Origin of the sequence: Anaerolinea thermolimosa, assembly GCF_001050195.2 — a bacterium.
GTDB lineage: Bacteria > Chloroflexota > Anaerolineae > Anaerolineales > Anaerolineaceae > Anaerolinea > Anaerolinea thermolimosa.
Window position 1 is genome coordinate 55,061 of the sequence record NZ_DF967967.1, and the last position, 14,814, is coordinate 69,874.

Sequence of the window (14,814 nt, forward strand, 5' to 3'; positions counted from 1 at the left end):
TTTTCTGCCTTATAACGGCTGAAGAGAATCAGGCCAGGATTTCATCAATCCGGGCCAGTTCTTCAGCACTGAAGGTGAGGTTGTTGACCACGCCGACGGCGTCTTCGATCTGGCTTACCCGGCTTGCGCCGATCAGGGCGGAGGTTACCTGGGGCAGGCGCAATACCCAGGCGAGGGCCATTTGCGCCATGCTTTGCCCGCGGGCAACGGCCAGCTCGTTAAGTTTGCGCACCTTGGCGATTTTCTCCGGGGTGATCGAATCGGGGGTGAGGAAGCGACCATCGGCCACAGCCCGCGAATCGGGAGGAAGACCTTCCAGATAGCGGTTGGTGAGCAATCCCTGGGCAAGCGGGGAGAAGGGAATGCAGCCAATGCCCTCTTCTTCGAGGACGGTAGTGAGGCCGTCTTCGATCCAGCGGCCAAACATGTTGTAATAGGGCTGATGAATGAGGCAGGGGGTGCCAAGCGAGCGAAGGATCTGGGCCGCCTGGCGGGTCATCTCTGCGGAGTAATTGGAAATGCCCACATAAAGCGCCCGCCCGCTCCGCACGGCATAATCCAGGGCCATCATGGTTTCTTCGAGCGGGGTTTCGGGATCGGGGCGGTGGCTGTAGAAGATATCCACATATTCCAGCCCCATGCGTTTGAGGCTCTGGTCGAGACTGGCAATGAGGTACTTGCGCGAGCCCCATTCTCCATAGGGGCCGGGCCACATATAATAACCGGCCTTGGTAGAGATGATCAGCTCGTCGCGATAGGGGGCGAGGGTATCTTTGAGCACCCGGCCGAAGGTTTCCTCGGCTGAGCCAGCGGGGGGGCCGTAGTTGTTGGCCAGGTCAAAGTGGGTGATGCCCAGGTCGAAGGCGCGGCAGAGCATGGCGCGGGAGTTTTCGATGGGATGATCTCCACCGAAGTTGTGCCATAACCCCAGAGAGATCACGGGTAATTTGAGCCCCGAGCGTCCACAGCGCCGGTAGATCATACCCTCGTAACGGTTTTCGGATGCGACGTATGGCATATCAGTACCTCCTGAGGAGTGAGGCCGGTTCCAGAAGAAACCGGCAAGGCGGGGGAACCCCCCGGTTAATCAGGGCAGGCCGATGGCGTCGCGGACTTCAGCCATGGTCTGCTCTGCGATGACGCGTGCCCGGCGTTCACCATCGCGGAGCACGTCCAGAATGTCATCCGGGTTCTGTGCCAGGGCGGCGCGGCGCTCGCGGAAGGGAGCCAGATGAGCATTGAGGTTTTTAGCGAAGAGCTTTTTACAGTCCACACAGCCGATGCCTGCCCGTCGGCATTCGAGATTGATCATGGCCACTTCTTCCGGGCTGGAGAACACCTTGTGCATGCTGAAAACATTGCACACATCGGGGTTACCGGGGTCACTGCGGCGTTTGCGGGCCGGATCGGTAACCATGGTCATGACCACTTTTTCGGTTTCTTCGGGGGTCAGGGCAAGCTCGATATGGTTGTTCAGGCTCTTGCTCATCTTTTGCTGGCCGTCGGTGCCGATTACTTTGGGCACCTCGGTGAGTTTGATATCGGGTTCTTTGAGGACGCTGGTGTTGTAGCGGAAATTAAAAGATCGCACCGTTTCGCGGGCAAACTCGACGTGCGAAGCCTGATCGATCCCCACCGGCACCAGGTCGGCTTTATAGAGGACGATGTCGGCGGTCATAAGCACAGGGTAACCTACCAGCCCCAGGTTGACGTTGTTCGGCTGCATGCGCACTTTTTCTTTAAAGGTGGGCAGATCGGTGAGCTTTCCCAGAGGCGTGACCATGGAGAGGATGGTGAACAGTTCCATTACCTGAGGGACATGGGACTGAATGAAGACGATGGATTCTCGCGGGTCGATGCCAGCGGCCAGCCAGTCGAGAGCCATCTCGTAGGTGTTGTTCTTGATATCGCGCGTGGTTTCGAGGGTAGTAAGAGCATGAACATCGACAATGCAGTAGATACAGTCGTATTCTTTTTGCAGAGCGACGTAGTTCTGGATGGCTCCCAGGTAGTTTCCCAGATGCTGGCGTCCGGTGGGGCGAGCCCCCGAAAAAACACGACCTTTTTTTGTCATAAGTTCCCTTTCTTAAGCAAGGCTTTGAATAACTCAACCACTTCGCCCGGGTTGGCATGACGCCCGGTTTTTAACTTGGAATAAAGGAGCTGGCCGTTCACCACCACTTCGAACCGGCCACCATCAGACGGAATGAGCGTGAGCCGGGCGATCTCGGGCTCGAATGCTTTCAGCAACTCTGCTGCCAGACCGGCAGCGCGTTCGGTGTAGTGTCAGACCGTGCAATAAGTAATTTCAATGGACCACATGAGCTTTTCCTCCCAAAGGATTGAGTGTAATTATAATATAGAAGCCGGTGGGGTTCTGGCCGGCATCATCCACAGGGAGAAGGATGACCTTGGTGTTGTTTCCACGCGGTGTGCCGGTTGTTAAACGTATCCTGGATTTAATCCTGACGATCCCCGCCCTGGTGCTGCTCTCACCGTTGATGGCCTTTCTGGCCTTGTTGATCTGGGCGACCCAGGGGAGACCGATTCTTTTCCGGCAACAACGCCCCGGCTATCGGGGGCAGGTTTTCACGCTGTATAAATTCACCACCATGCGCGATTTACGCACCCCGGATGGCTCTCTGCTTCCTGACGCTGAGCGCCTCACCCCGCTTGGGCGCTTTTTACGCTCCACCAGCCTGGATGAACTCCCTGAGCTTTACAATGTGTTGCGCGGAGAAATGAGCCTGGTAGGGCCGCGCCCGCTCCTGGTGAAGTATCTGCCGCTTTACTCTGCCGAACAGAGGCGGCGCCACGATGTTTTGCCGGGGATCACCGGCTGGGCTCAGATTAACGGGCGCAATGCCCTGCGCTGGGCCGATAAATTTCGCCTGGATGTGTGGTACGTAGACCACTGGTCTCTGTGGCTTGATTGTAAAATTCTGGCGGTGACCCTCTGGAAAGTGCTGATCCGGGAGGGAATCAACGAACCGGGGCAGGCAACGGCTCAGGAATTCAACGGCGAGAACTGATCTTCAACGGTGCATTATTCGCCGGGCACGCTGAGGGGGCTGATTTGCCCACTGATGACCTCCTGCATAATCGCCCGCACCAGCCGTTCACGGCCCGGGGTGAAAAGGTCGGGATTGATGTGGGTCAGATCGATCGGCACCGTAAGCTGACCGGCACTTTTACCTCCGAGCAGACCGGGGAGGGCCTGGCGCAGGGCTGAAGGCAGATCAAAACTGACGCTGAGCGCCCATTGACTCTGGACTTCGGGCGGGGGTGGGAGAATGCCCACCAGCCTGACGGGCGTGTCGAACTGGGACAGTCCGTTCAGATAGGCAAGTACCTCGGGGCGGGTGGCTTCAGGTGAGAGGAAAAACACATCCACCTTGCCCTGGTCGAAGAAGCTGGCGGCCACGGCCTGCCAGGCGGGGCCGTCCTGCGGGGGCTGAGCGCCACCCGCGAGAGGAAAGTTGAACCCCAGCGGCCACCCGGGAGCGCATTCGCCGCAATAATAACGCCCGCCGTTAACGAAAGCCTCCTGAAGCGTGGGAGATTCAGCGGGAATCAGCCCGGCGGCACGCCAGTCATTGGAAAGCAGGGTTGAGGCCAGACCGGCGACGAACATCTGGGCCTCTGAGTCCAGGTGGAGTACCGTTAAATTGGCGGCAGGATCGATAGACTGGTCGGTTACCACCAGAAATTGAACCTGAGGGTTCGCCGTCAGGAGGGCGGGTAGATCGGGCAGAGAAGCCAGGCTCACCACCAGTTGCAGTCGGGAGGGTAATGGCGCAGGATCAAGCTGGGAGGAGGTTTCTACAGTAAGGCCGGCAGGGGCGGTGAGTTCCTGCAACACGGCCAGGGCAGGCTCCGTCCACTCGGGGTGAGAGGGGTCGGGGATCAGTACTGCCAACCCCGGGGCTGAGGTGGGGGTAGGCTCAGGGGTTGAGGTGGGTGGGGTGAGCGCTTGAAGGGATGCGGTTGGATTCACCTCCGGGGGGGGAGAGCTGAAAGGAGAACTGCAGGCTGCCAGCACCACGGCCAGAACCCAGAAGGGGAAGAGGATGAAAACGGCGCGTTTCATACGAGGAGGGGTGTTGTGAAGTGGCCCGGGGAGAGAAGTCATTGTACGGAGTAGTGTGCCACCTGGTCGAGCGTGCCATTGACGTAAATTTCAACTTTATAGGTTCCGGCCGGCCAGGATGAATCGGAGGTGAGGGAAAAATCGATGTTCCGCGTGCCTTCGGTGGTGATCTCGTATTCGGTGATTTTCATATTGCAGGCGGCAGGGTCATCAGGAATGGTCACCGCCCACCAGACGGCCTTGAAGACAGTCCCCCGGGGGGCGTTCTGGATGGTGGCCACGGCGTGAATGGTATCAGAAGCCCCAAAGGTCGTGGTGACGTCTACCGGGTTTTTGGCTTCTCCCTCGGTGCCTCTGGCCAGGGTCAGGGTGGTGATGATCCCTGAAGGCGCAGGAGATTGATCTACCGCCGGGCAAAATTCTGGTGCGGCGGGTGTGTTGCCCAGCGGGAGGGTGGGCGCTGGCAGGAAGGTGGCTGTGGGTGCGCCTGTGGAGGTGGGTGCGGTGATCGGTGCGGCGCAGGCGATCTGAACCAGGGCCAGCACGAACAACCCGATGAGCAGGGCGGGAATGGTATTTCTCATGAGGTCAAGCTCTCCTTTACAATACCAGGCTGGCCGACCATTCAGCCAGACTTGAAAGGCAATTATACGCGCAATCGGGGCAGTGTGCACGGAACGGCCTGGCGGAGGAGTGTATTATAATTGCTTTATGATCGAATTGAATGTGCCCGGCGTGGGGGTGCTTCAGTTGGAGCACCTGGTATTCGACGTCAACGGCACTCTGGCCGTAGATGGACAACTCATTGAAGGGGTGGCTCGCGCAGTTAACCGACTGCGAGATCGGTTGACCATTCATTTGATCACTGCCGATACCCATGGTCACCAGGCGCTGATCGACCGGCAATTAGGGCTGACGGCGGTGCGCATCCAGAGTGGAGATGAAGCGGCTCAAAAAGCCGCTTATGTGCGCCAGCTGGGGGCCGAGCGGGTGGCGGCCATCGGGCAGGGGGCGAACGACTCGGCCATGCTCAGGGAAGCGGCGCTGGGAATTTGTGTGCTCTCGCCGGAGGGGACAGCCACCGTGTCCATGCTTTCTGCCGACATTCTGGTCAGGGATATTCTTGCCGGGCTGGAACTGTTTGAAAGACCTTTACGATTGGTGGCGACACTGCGCAGATGAGTTTACCGGCCAGCGAACCCATTCCCATGCCTGAAGAAGAGCTTCCACCGGCCCGTCGGCGGCGGCTGAACCGCATGGTGCTCCCTGAGGACGGCGATGAGCAAAGCGCCCGTCTGGATGAGCTGGGCAAACGCGCCATTCCAGGGGCCGAGTTTTATCTTTCGGCATTGCTGGCCGGGCTGGTGGCCGGGCTGGGGTTCTGGCTGGATTCTCCGGCGCTGGTGATTCTGGCGGCTTTACTGGTGCCTTTCATGGGGCCGCTGATGGGTCTGGCCGTGGCCACCGTGGCCGGGTCGGTGCGTTTCCTGCTCCGCTCGCTGGGGAGCCTGATGATTGCCGCGGTGATCTTCCTGCTCACCGGTACGCTGGCCGGGTGGGGGGCGAGGCTCTTCCCGCCGGTTTCGCTCATTCAGGCGGGGTATCAGACGCGCTTCACCTGGCCTGATGCCGCTCTGCTGACGGTGGGTGTGGTGGTTACCCTGGCGCTGATGAACCGCTCGCCATCTCAACGTCCGCTGGTGAGCAGTGTGGCGGTGGCGTACACGGTCTTCCTCCCGCTCTCGGCCGCGGGGTTCGGGTTGACCTCCGGGGTGCTACCCGGCTGGGAGATGGGGCTGGTGGTTTTTCTGGCGCACCTCATCTGGGGGGTACTCTGTGGCACGCTTACCCTGGTATTTCTGGGGTTCCGCCCGTTGCGCTTTCTCAGCTATGCTCTGACCGGCGGATACGCATTGCTCTGCCTGGCTGGAGGCCTGGTGTATTTCCTTTCTTCTGAAGGGGCAGTGCGCCCTCCGCCATCCCTGCCAGCGGCTTTACCGCCTGTACTTGAAACCCCGACCGCCTTTACCGGCGAACAAAGCGAGCAGGGACTCACCCCGCTGGCAGAGGTTCCTTCGCAAACCCCATCACCCACGGTCACCCTTACCCCCACTGCCACCCACACGCTGGTGCCGACGCGCACCCCCACGGTGACGCTTACCCCCGCACCGACCCCTGTTTATGCGCGCATTAACGCCAGAGGCGGCAATGGTGCATTTATTCGCGCTGAACCCAGGTATGATGCGCTCATTGTGGTGAGTATGCTCAACGGGAATGTGGTGGAAGTGTTGGAAGACGTAACTGTAAATGAAGGCGTAACCTGGGTGAAGGTGCGCACCGCAGATGGAAAAGAAGGTTGGATTGTCCGGGAATTGCTGGCCACGGCCACCCCGGCTCCGGGCTGGTAGGCCCATATTTTATAAAATCAAAGGAGAACTTTCATGCCGATTCATTTTGGCACCGATGGCTGGAGAGCCGTCATCTCAGACACATTTACGTTTACCAATCTTCGCATGGTCACGCAGGCCATCGCAGATGCTGTGGGGAGCGGTTCCTGGTTGAATGGTGCTGCTCTCGACGCGTCGATTGACCCCCGGAAGATGGTGGTGGGGTTCGATACGCGTTTTCTCTCCGACCGTTTTGCTGTGGAAGTGGCACGGGTGCTGGCGGCCAATGGTTTCACTGTGTACCTGGCCCATGCCGACGCTCCTACTCCGGCCATCTCCTTTACCGTGAAACATTTAAACGCCATCGGCGGGGTGATGATCACCGCGTCTCACAATGCCCCGCGTTATAACGGTGTAAAGCTCAAATCCGCTTACGGCGGCTCGGCGCTACCTGAACAGTGCCGCCAGGTGGAGGTTTACCTGAATGATAATGAGGCGACGGCGCGCGGCCCGAACCTGATGGAATACGAACAGGCCCTGGAGTTGAAGCGGATTGTGCGGTTCAACCCCATTCCGGCCTACAATGACCATTTGCGCAGGCTGATCGACTTTGATGTCATCGGCAGTGCCCCCCAGCGCTTCATTGTCGACTCTATGTACGGGTCGGGGCGGGGAGTGATCCGGGGAATTTTACAGGGGACGGGCTGCGAGGTGTTCGAAATCCGTGGTGAGATGAACCCTGGCTTTGGCGGAGTACATCCCGAACCCATTGCCCGTTACCTGGGAGCACTTTCGGGAGCGATCGGGAGTGGCATGGGAGGGTTTGGGTTGGCCACCGATGGAGATGCCGACCGCATTGGCGCCATGGACGAGAGCGGGGCGTTTGTAGACCCGCACAAAATTATGGCGCTGGCGCTGCGTTACCTGGTAGAAAAACGCGGTCTGACCGGTTCGGTGGTGCGCACGGTTTCCACCACCAGGATGATCGACCGGCTGGCGAATCGATATGGCCTGACCCTGCATGAAACCCCGGTCGGTTTTAATCACATTGCCGATTACATGCTCAAAGAGGATGTGCTCATCGGAGGAGAAGAGTCGGGAGGGATTTCGTTCAAGGGGCATATTCCTGAAGGAGACGGTGTTTTAATGGGGCTGCTGATTGTGGAAATGGTGGCTGCCTGTGGTTGCACCCTGCGCGACCTGGTGGATGACCTTCTAAAGGAAGTTGGGCCGGCATTCTACGAACGCACTGATCTTCGCCTGAAACACCCCGTATCGAAAGCGGCCATGACCCAGAAACTGGTGGATGAGCCGCCTTCTGCGATCGGCGGTGAGAGTGTGCGCCAGATAATCACCATCGATGGTGTGAAGTATATTCTGGCGGATGACTCCTGGTTGCTCATTCGTCCTTCCGGGACAGAACCGGTGCTGCGCGTTTACGCTGAGGGGCGCACCCCTGAAATGGTGCGGGCGTTGCTGGGATACGGGGAGCAGGTGGCCGCTTCGGTTACCTGAAATGCAGGGCAAATCGATTTAAAAGCAAAAGCACCTGGTCGGTGAAGTTCTCGATGACCGGGTGCTTTTATGATTCCGGGGGGTGAATCAGGCTGGTCTGGAGCGAAGCCGCCGCGCCAGGATAATGATCACAACCAGTGCCAGGGTCAGACCGAAGAGGCCAGGCAGACCTACTTCATCGGCAAAACCAGTATTGGGCAGGGCAGTGGAGGTGGCGATGACGGTGGCGGTGAACTTCCCCGAGGCCAGCTCGGTTTGCTGGGCCGCCAGGGTGGCCTTTTGGACATCGGAAATCGAGGTGGCCGTTATGGTGGGGGTGTTCGTTGCAAGCGGCGCCACAACCGGGGTATTGGTGGATGTAGGCAGGAGGGGGGTGTTGGTGGGTACCGGGGTGGCGGAGGGCGTCAGCAGGATGATGGCTTTCATGGCTTCATCGGTAACGAACTGCGCAGTGGCTGTGTTCGCTGCCAGTTGAGCGGCAGTCTGTTGCAGGCGGGCCGCGTTGCGCTGGGGCAGGACGAACAACACCACGACCACCAGAGCGGCTGCGACGAGTACAAAGATGCCCCCCAGAATGCCCAGGGCGACAAGGAAATTTCGATTATCTGGTTTGGGTTCTTCGGGAGGTTCGCCGGGTTGCGAGCTTTCGCCGAAATCGAGTTCTTCCAGGTCGTTATCATTTGAATTAGCCATTTGCGCTTCTCCTCAAAATAGGTTTGCAATCTACACGATGACTTCCAGATTGGCCAGCGGAACGATGACCTGGGTATCCTGTTCCAGGCGTACCTCAGCTGCCGGCGCACGCAAGCCATTGGGTAAGACGGTGAGGCCGGGAAAAACCTGCCCGATGGTGCCGATGCGTCCCCGATAGGGCTCGCCCTGCAGACGCACCGTCTGGTTAGGTGCAAAGTAGGCCGTCTCAGGGGCAGGTTGGCCGATCGAAGGAAGGGGGATAAACAATTCGGGTCGTTCTCCGGCAGCCGGATTGAAGGCGGTAAAAATGGAGGCATCCCGTTGGTCGCTGGTGGTCAGCAAACGATAGGCCAGTTCATTCATGGCGACGCGCCCGAACCCTTCCAGGAGAAGGATGGGCAAATCGAGACCGCGGGCTACGGGGATCAGCTCGGAGGGCATACTGGCGAGCACCAGCCCGCGCAGAGGAAGCTGGGCGGCGAAACGCAGTACTTCGGCATCGGAGCAGTACCCCGCGACGACGATACTCCCGCGCAGGCTAACCTCTAGCTGAGAGATTTTAATCTCTTCGTCCGGGGACTTCAGCTGAACTACCAGCATCCCTTCACCCACGAAGGGGCCGTTTCCCCAGGCCCCCTGGATAAGTCCCCCGCTGCTCTCGATGGCCGCGCCGCGTTCGGGATAAATTTCTGAGACTACCCCGCTGATCCCGGCGAAAACCCGGAGGGGGCGGCTTTCTACCTGAAGCAATACCCGCCCACCGGCGATGGTTACGATTCTTCCGGCGACCGGGGCACGCACAATACGTGAGAACAACCCGCCGGTTTCGGCAATGATGTCTCCTTCCTGAACGCGTTCTCCTTCCTTGCGCACAATGGCACGGTGGGTTTCATCCACCCGCGATAACCCCAGCCCACGCCGAACATCCAGCAGCAGGTGACGAACAGCCGTATCGGCTTCGGCGATGGCATCGCTTGCATGAACACTCTGGCCGGGCGAAACGAGCACCCGCCCACCCACCGGGAGCAAGCGTACCCGCCGGATACTGGTCAGACCGAGAATGTGCGTTACCTGTGCCAACATACAAGCTTCTCCGTTGCAAAGATCATGCCGGGCGGCGGGTTTCCACCGCCTGACTCCAGCGCAGGAGGGTTTCGCGGCGTTTTCCGGGGTCGCCAGAGAGCACCAGAGGCCTGCCGCGGGCGTCAATCCATGCGCCACACACGCCGCCGATGATGCGGAACCCCCCGGCGGTACGCCGGCGTGGATCAATTTCGGTGCCGCGCAGCCCCTCCAGGTAAATGCGTGCGGCCTGTCCATGTCTTACCGGCAGGGGCACGATGCTCCCCTGTTTCACTTCCAGGCGGGTCTCGTTGCCATCCTCAAACACCAGCCGCACCCGTAACACAGGAACACCCGGGCGAGCATTGCTCACCGGTGAGATGACTGCTCCAAGGTTCTGGAAGGCTCCCGATTCCAGGATCTGCACCGGCAGGATGCTGTTGGCTGGGGCAACGGCTCCCAGCGCAGACATCAGACCGTAGGGGTCAATGAAGAAAGTGGTCACCCCAACCGGTTGCAGGCCGTCGAGCAGGGCCAATAAAGCCTGCGCCGGGCTGGCTGCCTGGGCGAAGACGGCTCCCCCGGCGAAAATGGGTTCGAAGGAGAGGTTCAGCGTGGGGTAGCGCTCGATCATTCTGGCCGTGGCCAGGCGTAAGATCTCCCGGGCGGCGGCCAGTTCAATGGCCAGGGTGGTGCCAGTGAGGGGCAGCATGGCAGGGTAGAGCGTTTTCTGCCAGAGAGTATCCATCACCTCTTCTTCCGAGATATCCATCGGAAGCCAGCGTGTCAGATCGGCGGGGCGAATCTGTTTGAGAAGCCCTTCCATGCCTGCCCCAAGCCCAAGGGGGTGGAAAACATTCAGGTGGAGTTTTCCCCCCACTCCTGCCGCCAGGGTGGTGGAGCTGGCTCCCAGGTCTACGCCCAGCACGCCTTTAGAGGCGTCATACAGTTCGCTCAGGAAGCGAATCAGCCGTCCCATGGCATGGGCCGAGAGTGTGACCGGGGCGGCGCTGATTTGCTCCAGCAGGTCGAGGCCGCTCATTTGCTGGCCGCGCAGGCTGATGATCATACGGTTAAGCGTCTCGGCGGCAGGAGCGAGGTCTTCCACGTCGATCCCCGGGCGGATGTTGGGCGCTGTTTGAACCTCAGTGTATTTACCCACCACTTCCTGAATCTTTTTCGCCAGGGCGGCATTTCCACAGTAGAGAACCCGGGGGCGCTTTTCGGAAGGAAGGGCCCGCAGAACAAGGAGGAGCAGTTCGACCATTTTTATGACCGAACGGGTAGCTCCATGTTCTGTGCCACCTGCCAGGATGACGATCTCCGAACCGGATTGAAGGACGGCATCGAGCTGCGTATCTTGCCGCCGCATATCGTTGAGGCCCACCGCTTCGACCACCTTCCCATAGGTGGAGGCAGCCAGGCGCTGTGCTGATTCGAGAGAGACCTCAGAAAGCAGCCCCATCACCAGCATTTGCACTTCTTTCCCGGCTGAGAGAGTCACCACCAGGCGGTCGACTCCGGAGCCATCGGGCTGGGTGGGAATCTGCAGGCGGTTCTCGGCACCCAGCAGCGGGCGCGAGGTGATCTCTTGCAGGCGACTGATGGCCAGATGAACTCCTTCGCCCACATCAAAAAACGGCGCTCCCCAGGTGCTGGGGGCACTACCGGCTGCCAGGAAGTGATACTGCCCATCGACGATATCAAAGAGAATGGCGCGGGTGTTGACCGAACCGATATCAATGGTGAGCAGGGAGTCAGCGTCTACGACGGATGTCATGAGGGGTTATCCAGAAGTGAGTTGGGCAATGACAGTGAGCAAGAACTGGATGCGATCCATCAACGCTGTAAGCGAGGCGGTAAATACTCCCGCAAAGACCGCACCCAGGGCAATTCCGATGAACACCTGTCCCACAAGAGCCAGGCTTTCGACCACGGCGGCCCGGCCTGTTCGCCCGGGTTGCCGGGAAGGGGTGTTGAACTGGAAATAGACCAATGTTCCAATGGCCCCGATCAGCAGGAGCAGACCTTCAAACAGGCCGCTTGCTCCATAAGTGTAGACGTTGAAGGGACGAGTTGCACCGCTTATCTGGCCGATCAGGGTACCAAAAACAGCTCCTCCGATGGCTACTGCGGCACCCACACCTACCAGGTAAGCCATGGGCAGTTTTCCCAGTGGAGCCAGCTGGTTAGAAAGCTTGGTCAGCAACAGGGCGGCCATGACCAGGGGTACGAGCACGAAGAGGCGCTCCGCCAGACTGCCCTGGAGGAGGGGCAAAATCAGGCGAGGGAGAATCACCTGGTAGATCACGGTGACCGCAACGTACCCTGCTGAGACCCCGACAAAAAGGTAAGAAGCAAGGCGGAAGAAGAAATTATCACCAAAAAGGTAGGTGAAAACCAGCAAGGTGAGGAAAAAGCCAACCAGAGTCCAGATCAGATCCTGCATGGCGGGTTTTTAAATCCTCCCTTTCGACTTCGGTTTTCGGGAAGTGCTTCCCAGAAGGGCCGAGACGGTTCCCCCGATCACCAGCAGGATGAGCCCGACCAGGGCGGCGCTCTGATAAGCTCCCCAGAAGCGATTGGCAAGGTTTACCCGTCCTGACCTCTGCTCGTAGAAGGCTCCGCCCTGCAGGCCCACGCTCAACCCCTGGAGTTGCCCGGAGTCGAAGTAAGGTTGCAGAAGAGGCCCGGCCTGAGCACTGGTCACCATGCTCAGGGGGACGCCCTGAAGGGTGGGCTGTACCTGTTCAATCCAGGCGCGGCCGGTTTCGGGAGAGTCGGTCAGAACAAGGATGAGAGCGAAATCTTGCAGGCTCTGCAGGCCAGCTGTGGCCGGGCGTTCCCAGGCGGGGATGCCGTTGAGCGGGGTGTCGAGGGCAGAGGGTGCGGCACCACGCGGATTGTGAGCAAACTCGAGCAATGAAGTGGTTCCGCCGGGCAGATAACCCAGATTGACGGTACGTTCGCTCAGGGCGTAGGTTGGGCGGCGGAGGAGCGCTTCATTCAACAGGTCTTCGGCGAGCACAGGGCCGGTTGGCACGGTAGATACGGTGATCAGCCGGGCGTTTTTAATCATCAGATGCTCGATAATGCTGTTTGCCGCGTAACGCATCTCACCCGAAAGCCCCGGCTCGTAATCGACCGCAAGTAAAACCGCGGCATTTTCAGGCAGGTTTTCCACCCGGGTGTAGAGGGCGTCGGTGCCTGCGGGGATCACCGCGGGCAGTTCGACGAGGTGGAAATCGGGGAGGAGCATGGTGAGAAGGGAAAGGATGAACAGGAGGGCGATTAACACCCGCAGGATCATGGCCGGTGCGCGGGAGGGTTCCGATGGCACCGCGCTGGGTTGCGTTTCAAGGCCGAGGAGGTTTTCCAGAATGGCGGCCTGAGAGCGCTGTCGTTCTGAGATGCGCAGTTTTGCAGAATAGACGGGGGGCTTTCGGTAATGGAAGGGGAGTTCTTCAACCGGTAAAACGCCGCGCATCCCGGAGAGCGGCCCGGACTTCTCGACAAACTTTTCACTCGTATCGGCCTGCGGGGTGGCGGGGATCACGGCTTCAAGAGGGCGCAGGTCTTCGACCCATTCAGGAAGTTCACCCCGTGCCAGTTCTTCACCGGCTTCTTCAGGGAAGGGTTCTTCGGAAGGCGGAGTGGGCTCTCCCACAGGCTGGTTGGAGAGCCATTCGGGCAGGTCGACCTGGAACGGTGAACTGAGCTCCTGAGGGGAGACCTCCGGTTCGGTTTCAAGCAGAGGCGGCACCTGCTCAGATGGGGAGGGTGCCGTTTCGGGCCTGATTTTGCTCAACCACTCGGGCATGGTTTCATCAATGAACGGCCCCACACCTTCGGCTGGCAGTGCGGCCTGGTCAAGCCCCTGGCCGGTTTCAGTCTCGGCGAAGGCATGCAACCAGTCTGGAATTTCGGGCTCGGGCAGGGTTTCGGGCTCCGCTGAGGGCGATGGAGGTTCAACAGGGGGTTGATCACTGCCACCGGCTTCGGGAGAGGCTTCTTCGGCTGAGAAAAAGGTTGAAAAATCTGGCCCGGCCAGTGGAATCCCGGCGGGGGTGTCTGCAGGCGGCGCAGGTTGATCTTCGGTCAGGAAGGCCGGTAGTTCACCTTCCTTTTCCAGGTCTGTCGGAGGTTCAAAGGGAACTTCCTGCCGGGGGGCGGGTTCTTCCAGCCCTGTCAGCCAGGCAGGCAATTCCCCTTCCAGGCCTGCCGGGGGTTCAAAGGGAGCTTCCTGCGGGGGAGCGGGTTCTTCCAGCCCTGCCAGCCAGGCAGGCAACCCTCCTGCCGCTTCAGCAGGGGTCTCGTCCTGAGAAGCAGGGGCCTCTGGTTGGAGCCAGTCGGGCAGGGAGCTGGCGGGGGCAGGCTCTACCGGGCTTTCTTCTGCAGGGGCTGTGGACAGCCACTCTGGCAGTTCTTCTTCTGGCGGTGGGGTAGAAGCGGATTCTTCCTCGGGGGGTGTAAACCCGGCCAACCAGGAGGCCAATTCTCCTTTCTCTTCGGGGGAAGAGGCCGGGAGAGAGGCCTCTGCATCGGGGAAGCCGGGCGGTTGAGAAGCCGACCATGGCGGTTCCGGGACGGGTGATTGAGGCTCCTCTGCGTGGGGGGATTCGCCGCGCAGCCGTGCCAGCCAGTCTTCATCGCTGAAATCTCCCGATGATCCACCCGCGGAGCTGCCCAGCCCGGCGAGCCAGTCATCTGCGCTGCCCTCTGGAGCGGAAGTTTCGCTGGTCGGTTCTTGCAGCCAGTCGAAGGAAGCCGGGACGGAAGGTTCACCGGCGGCAGGCTCGCTGACGGGGTGTTCCTCCGGGGAGGGGGGTTGGATGCGCGAAAACCAGTCTGGAAGGTTGTCTTCGGAAGGGGGTTCTTCTCCACCGGTAGGGGTAGAAGGCTCCGCCTGCCAGTTTCCTTCGCGCAGACTGGCCAGCCAATCGGGCAGATCGGCTTCGCTGCTCTCTGCAGGCGGCTGGCTGGCTGCGCCCGGAGAGAGCACCTCACCGCAGAAAAAGCACTTTTCTGCGTCCGAAGCGTTGCTCATACCACAGGATGGACAGCGTA

The 14,814-nt window shown here is 59.9% G+C and carries 13 protein-coding genes and 1 pseudogene; 4 read left to right on the top strand and 10 right to left on the bottom strand.

Going from position 1 to position 14,814, the window contains the following annotated elements; translation table 11 throughout:
- Nucleotides 1–28: 28 nt before the first annotated feature.
- From mgrA to ATHL_RS17585, 3 genes and pseudogenes are all read right to left on the bottom strand, one after another.
- Nucleotides 29–1,018: an L-glyceraldehyde 3-phosphate reductase gene (mgrA, locus tag ATHL_RS17575; protein ID WP_062196420.1), complete on the bottom strand. Its 990-nt coding sequence runs from the start codon at nt 1,016–1,018 to the stop codon at nt 29–31.
- Between the two features lie 69 nt (nt 1,019–1,087).
- Nucleotides 1,088–2,074: a tryptophan--tRNA ligase gene (gene trpS / locus ATHL_RS17580; protein ID WP_062196421.1), complete on the bottom strand. Its 987-nt coding sequence runs from the start codon at nt 2,072–2,074 to the stop codon at nt 1,088–1,090.
- A pseudogene (locus ATHL_RS17585) lies at nt 2,071–2,286 on the bottom strand (Rdx family protein); the annotation flags it as partial. The pseudogene ATHL_RS17585 and the gene trpS, both read right to left, overlap by 4 nt.
- A gap of 119 nt (nt 2,287–2,405) precedes the next feature.
- On the opposite strand from ATHL_RS17585, the gene ATHL_RS17590 reads away from it, so the two are divergent.
- Complete coding sequence (locus ATHL_RS17590; RefSeq protein WP_062196424.1) at nt 2,406–3,032, top strand: sugar transferase; 627 nt, start codon at nt 2,406–2,408, stop codon at nt 3,030–3,032.
- A 14-nt stretch (nt 3,033–3,046) separates the two neighbouring features.
- Here the strand turns inward: ATHL_RS17590 and ATHL_RS17595 are convergent, their stop codons facing one another.
- Nucleotides 3,047–4,090: a hypothetical protein gene (locus tag ATHL_RS17595; RefSeq protein ID WP_162787799.1), complete on the bottom strand. Its 1,044-nt coding sequence runs from the start codon at nt 4,088–4,090 to the stop codon at nt 3,047–3,049.
- A 38-nt stretch (nt 4,091–4,128) separates the two neighbouring features.
- A complete protein-coding gene (locus ATHL_RS17600) occupies nt 4,129–4,674 on the bottom strand; it encodes a hypothetical protein (RefSeq protein ID WP_062196428.1) in 546 nt (181 codons plus the stop codon).
- Between the two features lie 127 nt (nt 4,675–4,801).
- Here ATHL_RS17600 and ATHL_RS17605 point away from each other — a divergent pair, with 127 nt between their 5' ends.
- Genes ATHL_RS17605 through ATHL_RS17615 form a run of 3 tightly spaced genes read left to right on the top strand, consistent with a single transcriptional unit; the run spans nt 4,802 to nt 7,992 of the window.
- The gene (locus ATHL_RS17605; RefSeq protein WP_062196429.1) at nt 4,802–5,272 is read left to right on the top strand and encodes an HAD family hydrolase; all 471 of its coding nucleotides are present in this window, start codon (nt 4,802–4,804) and stop codon (nt 5,270–5,272) included.
- Nucleotides 5,269–6,498 carry an SH3 domain-containing protein gene (locus tag ATHL_RS17610; protein ID WP_062196431.1) on the top strand — a complete coding sequence of 410 codons (1,230 nt, stop codon included), beginning with the start codon at nt 5,269–5,271 and terminating at the stop codon, nt 6,496–6,498. The genes ATHL_RS17605 and ATHL_RS17610 overlap by 4 nt, the downstream gene beginning before the upstream one ends.
- Nucleotides 6,499–6,531: 33 nt before the next feature.
- Nucleotides 6,532–7,992: a phosphoglucomutase/phosphomannomutase family protein gene (locus tag ATHL_RS17615; protein ID WP_062196433.1), complete on the top strand. Its 1,461-nt coding sequence runs from the start codon at nt 6,532–6,534 to the stop codon at nt 7,990–7,992.
- A gap of 87 nt (nt 7,993–8,079) precedes the next feature.
- On the opposite strand, the gene ATHL_RS19190 is transcribed toward ATHL_RS17615, so the two are convergent.
- Genes ATHL_RS19190 through ATHL_RS17640 form a run of 5 tightly spaced genes read right to left on the bottom strand, consistent with a single transcriptional unit; the run spans nt 8,080 to nt 14,794 of the window.
- A complete protein-coding gene (locus tag ATHL_RS19190) occupies nt 8,080–8,685 on the bottom strand; it encodes an LPXTG cell wall anchor domain-containing protein (RefSeq protein ID WP_062196434.1) in 606 nt (201 codons plus the stop codon).
- 30 nt (nt 8,686–8,715) lie between these two features.
- Entirely contained in the window at nt 8,716–9,768 is a 1,053-nt protein-coding gene (locus ATHL_RS17625) for a hypothetical protein (protein WP_062196436.1), read from the bottom strand.
- Between the two features lie 22 nt (nt 9,769–9,790).
- Nucleotides 9,791–11,527 carry a glutamate mutase L gene (locus ATHL_RS17630; protein WP_062196438.1) on the bottom strand — a complete coding sequence of 579 codons (1,737 nt, stop codon included), beginning with the start codon at nt 11,525–11,527 and terminating at the stop codon, nt 9,791–9,793.
- A gap of 6 nt (nt 11,528–11,533) precedes the next feature.
- Nucleotides 11,534–12,196 (bottom strand): hypothetical protein, encoded by a 663-nt coding sequence (locus tag ATHL_RS17635; protein ID WP_062196439.1) that lies wholly within the window; start codon nt 12,194–12,196, stop codon nt 11,534–11,536.
- A 9-nt stretch (nt 12,197–12,205) separates the two neighbouring features.
- Nucleotides 12,206–14,794, bottom strand: a complete 2,589-nt coding sequence (locus ATHL_RS17640) for a hypothetical protein (RefSeq protein ID WP_062196441.1) — start codon at nt 14,792–14,794, stop codon at nt 12,206–12,208.
- Nucleotides 14,795–14,814 lie beyond the last annotated feature (20 nt).

Coding starts and splice junctions, on each gene's coding strand:
- ATHL_RS17610 (WP_062196431.1), top strand. CDS start 5,269: ATGAGTTTACCGGCCAGCGAACCCATTCCCATGCCTGAAGAAGAGCTT.
- ATHL_RS17630 (WP_062196438.1), bottom strand. CDS start 11,527: ATGACATCCGTCGTAGACGCTGACTCCCTGCTCACCATTGATATCGGT.
- trpS (WP_062196421.1), bottom strand. CDS start 2,074: ATGACAAAAAAAGGTCGTGTTTTTTCGGGGGCTCGCCCCACCGGACGC.
- ATHL_RS17605 (WP_062196429.1), top strand. CDS start 4,802: ATGATCGAATTGAATGTGCCCGGCGTGGGGGTGCTTCAGTTGGAGCAC.
- mgrA (WP_062196420.1), bottom strand. CDS start 1,018: ATGCCATACGTCGCATCCGAAAACCGTTACGAGGGTATGATCTACCGG.
- ATHL_RS17595 (WP_162787799.1), bottom strand. CDS start 4,090: ATGAAACGCGCCGTTTTCATCCTCTTCCCCTTCTGGGTTCTGGCCGTG.
- ATHL_RS17625 (WP_062196436.1), bottom strand. CDS start 9,768: ATGTTGGCACAGGTAACGCACATTCTCGGTCTGACCAGTATCCGGCGG.
- ATHL_RS17640 (WP_062196441.1), bottom strand. CDS start 14,794: ATGAGCAACGCTTCGGACGCAGAAAAGTGCTTTTTCTGCGGTGAGGTG.
- ATHL_RS17635 (WP_062196439.1), bottom strand. CDS start 12,196: ATGCAGGATCTGATCTGGACTCTGGTTGGCTTTTTCCTCACCTTGCTG.
- ATHL_RS19190 (WP_062196434.1), bottom strand. CDS start 8,685: ATGGCTAATTCAAATGATAACGACCTGGAAGAACTCGATTTCGGCGAA.
- ATHL_RS17600 (WP_062196428.1), bottom strand. CDS start 4,674: ATGAGAAATACCATTCCCGCCCTGCTCATCGGGTTGTTCGTGCTGGCC.
- ATHL_RS17615 (WP_062196433.1), top strand. CDS start 6,532: ATGCCGATTCATTTTGGCACCGATGGCTGGAGAGCCGTCATCTCAGAC.
- ATHL_RS17590 (WP_062196424.1), top strand. CDS start 2,406: ATGACCTTGGTGTTGTTTCCACGCGGTGTGCCGGTTGTTAAACGTATC.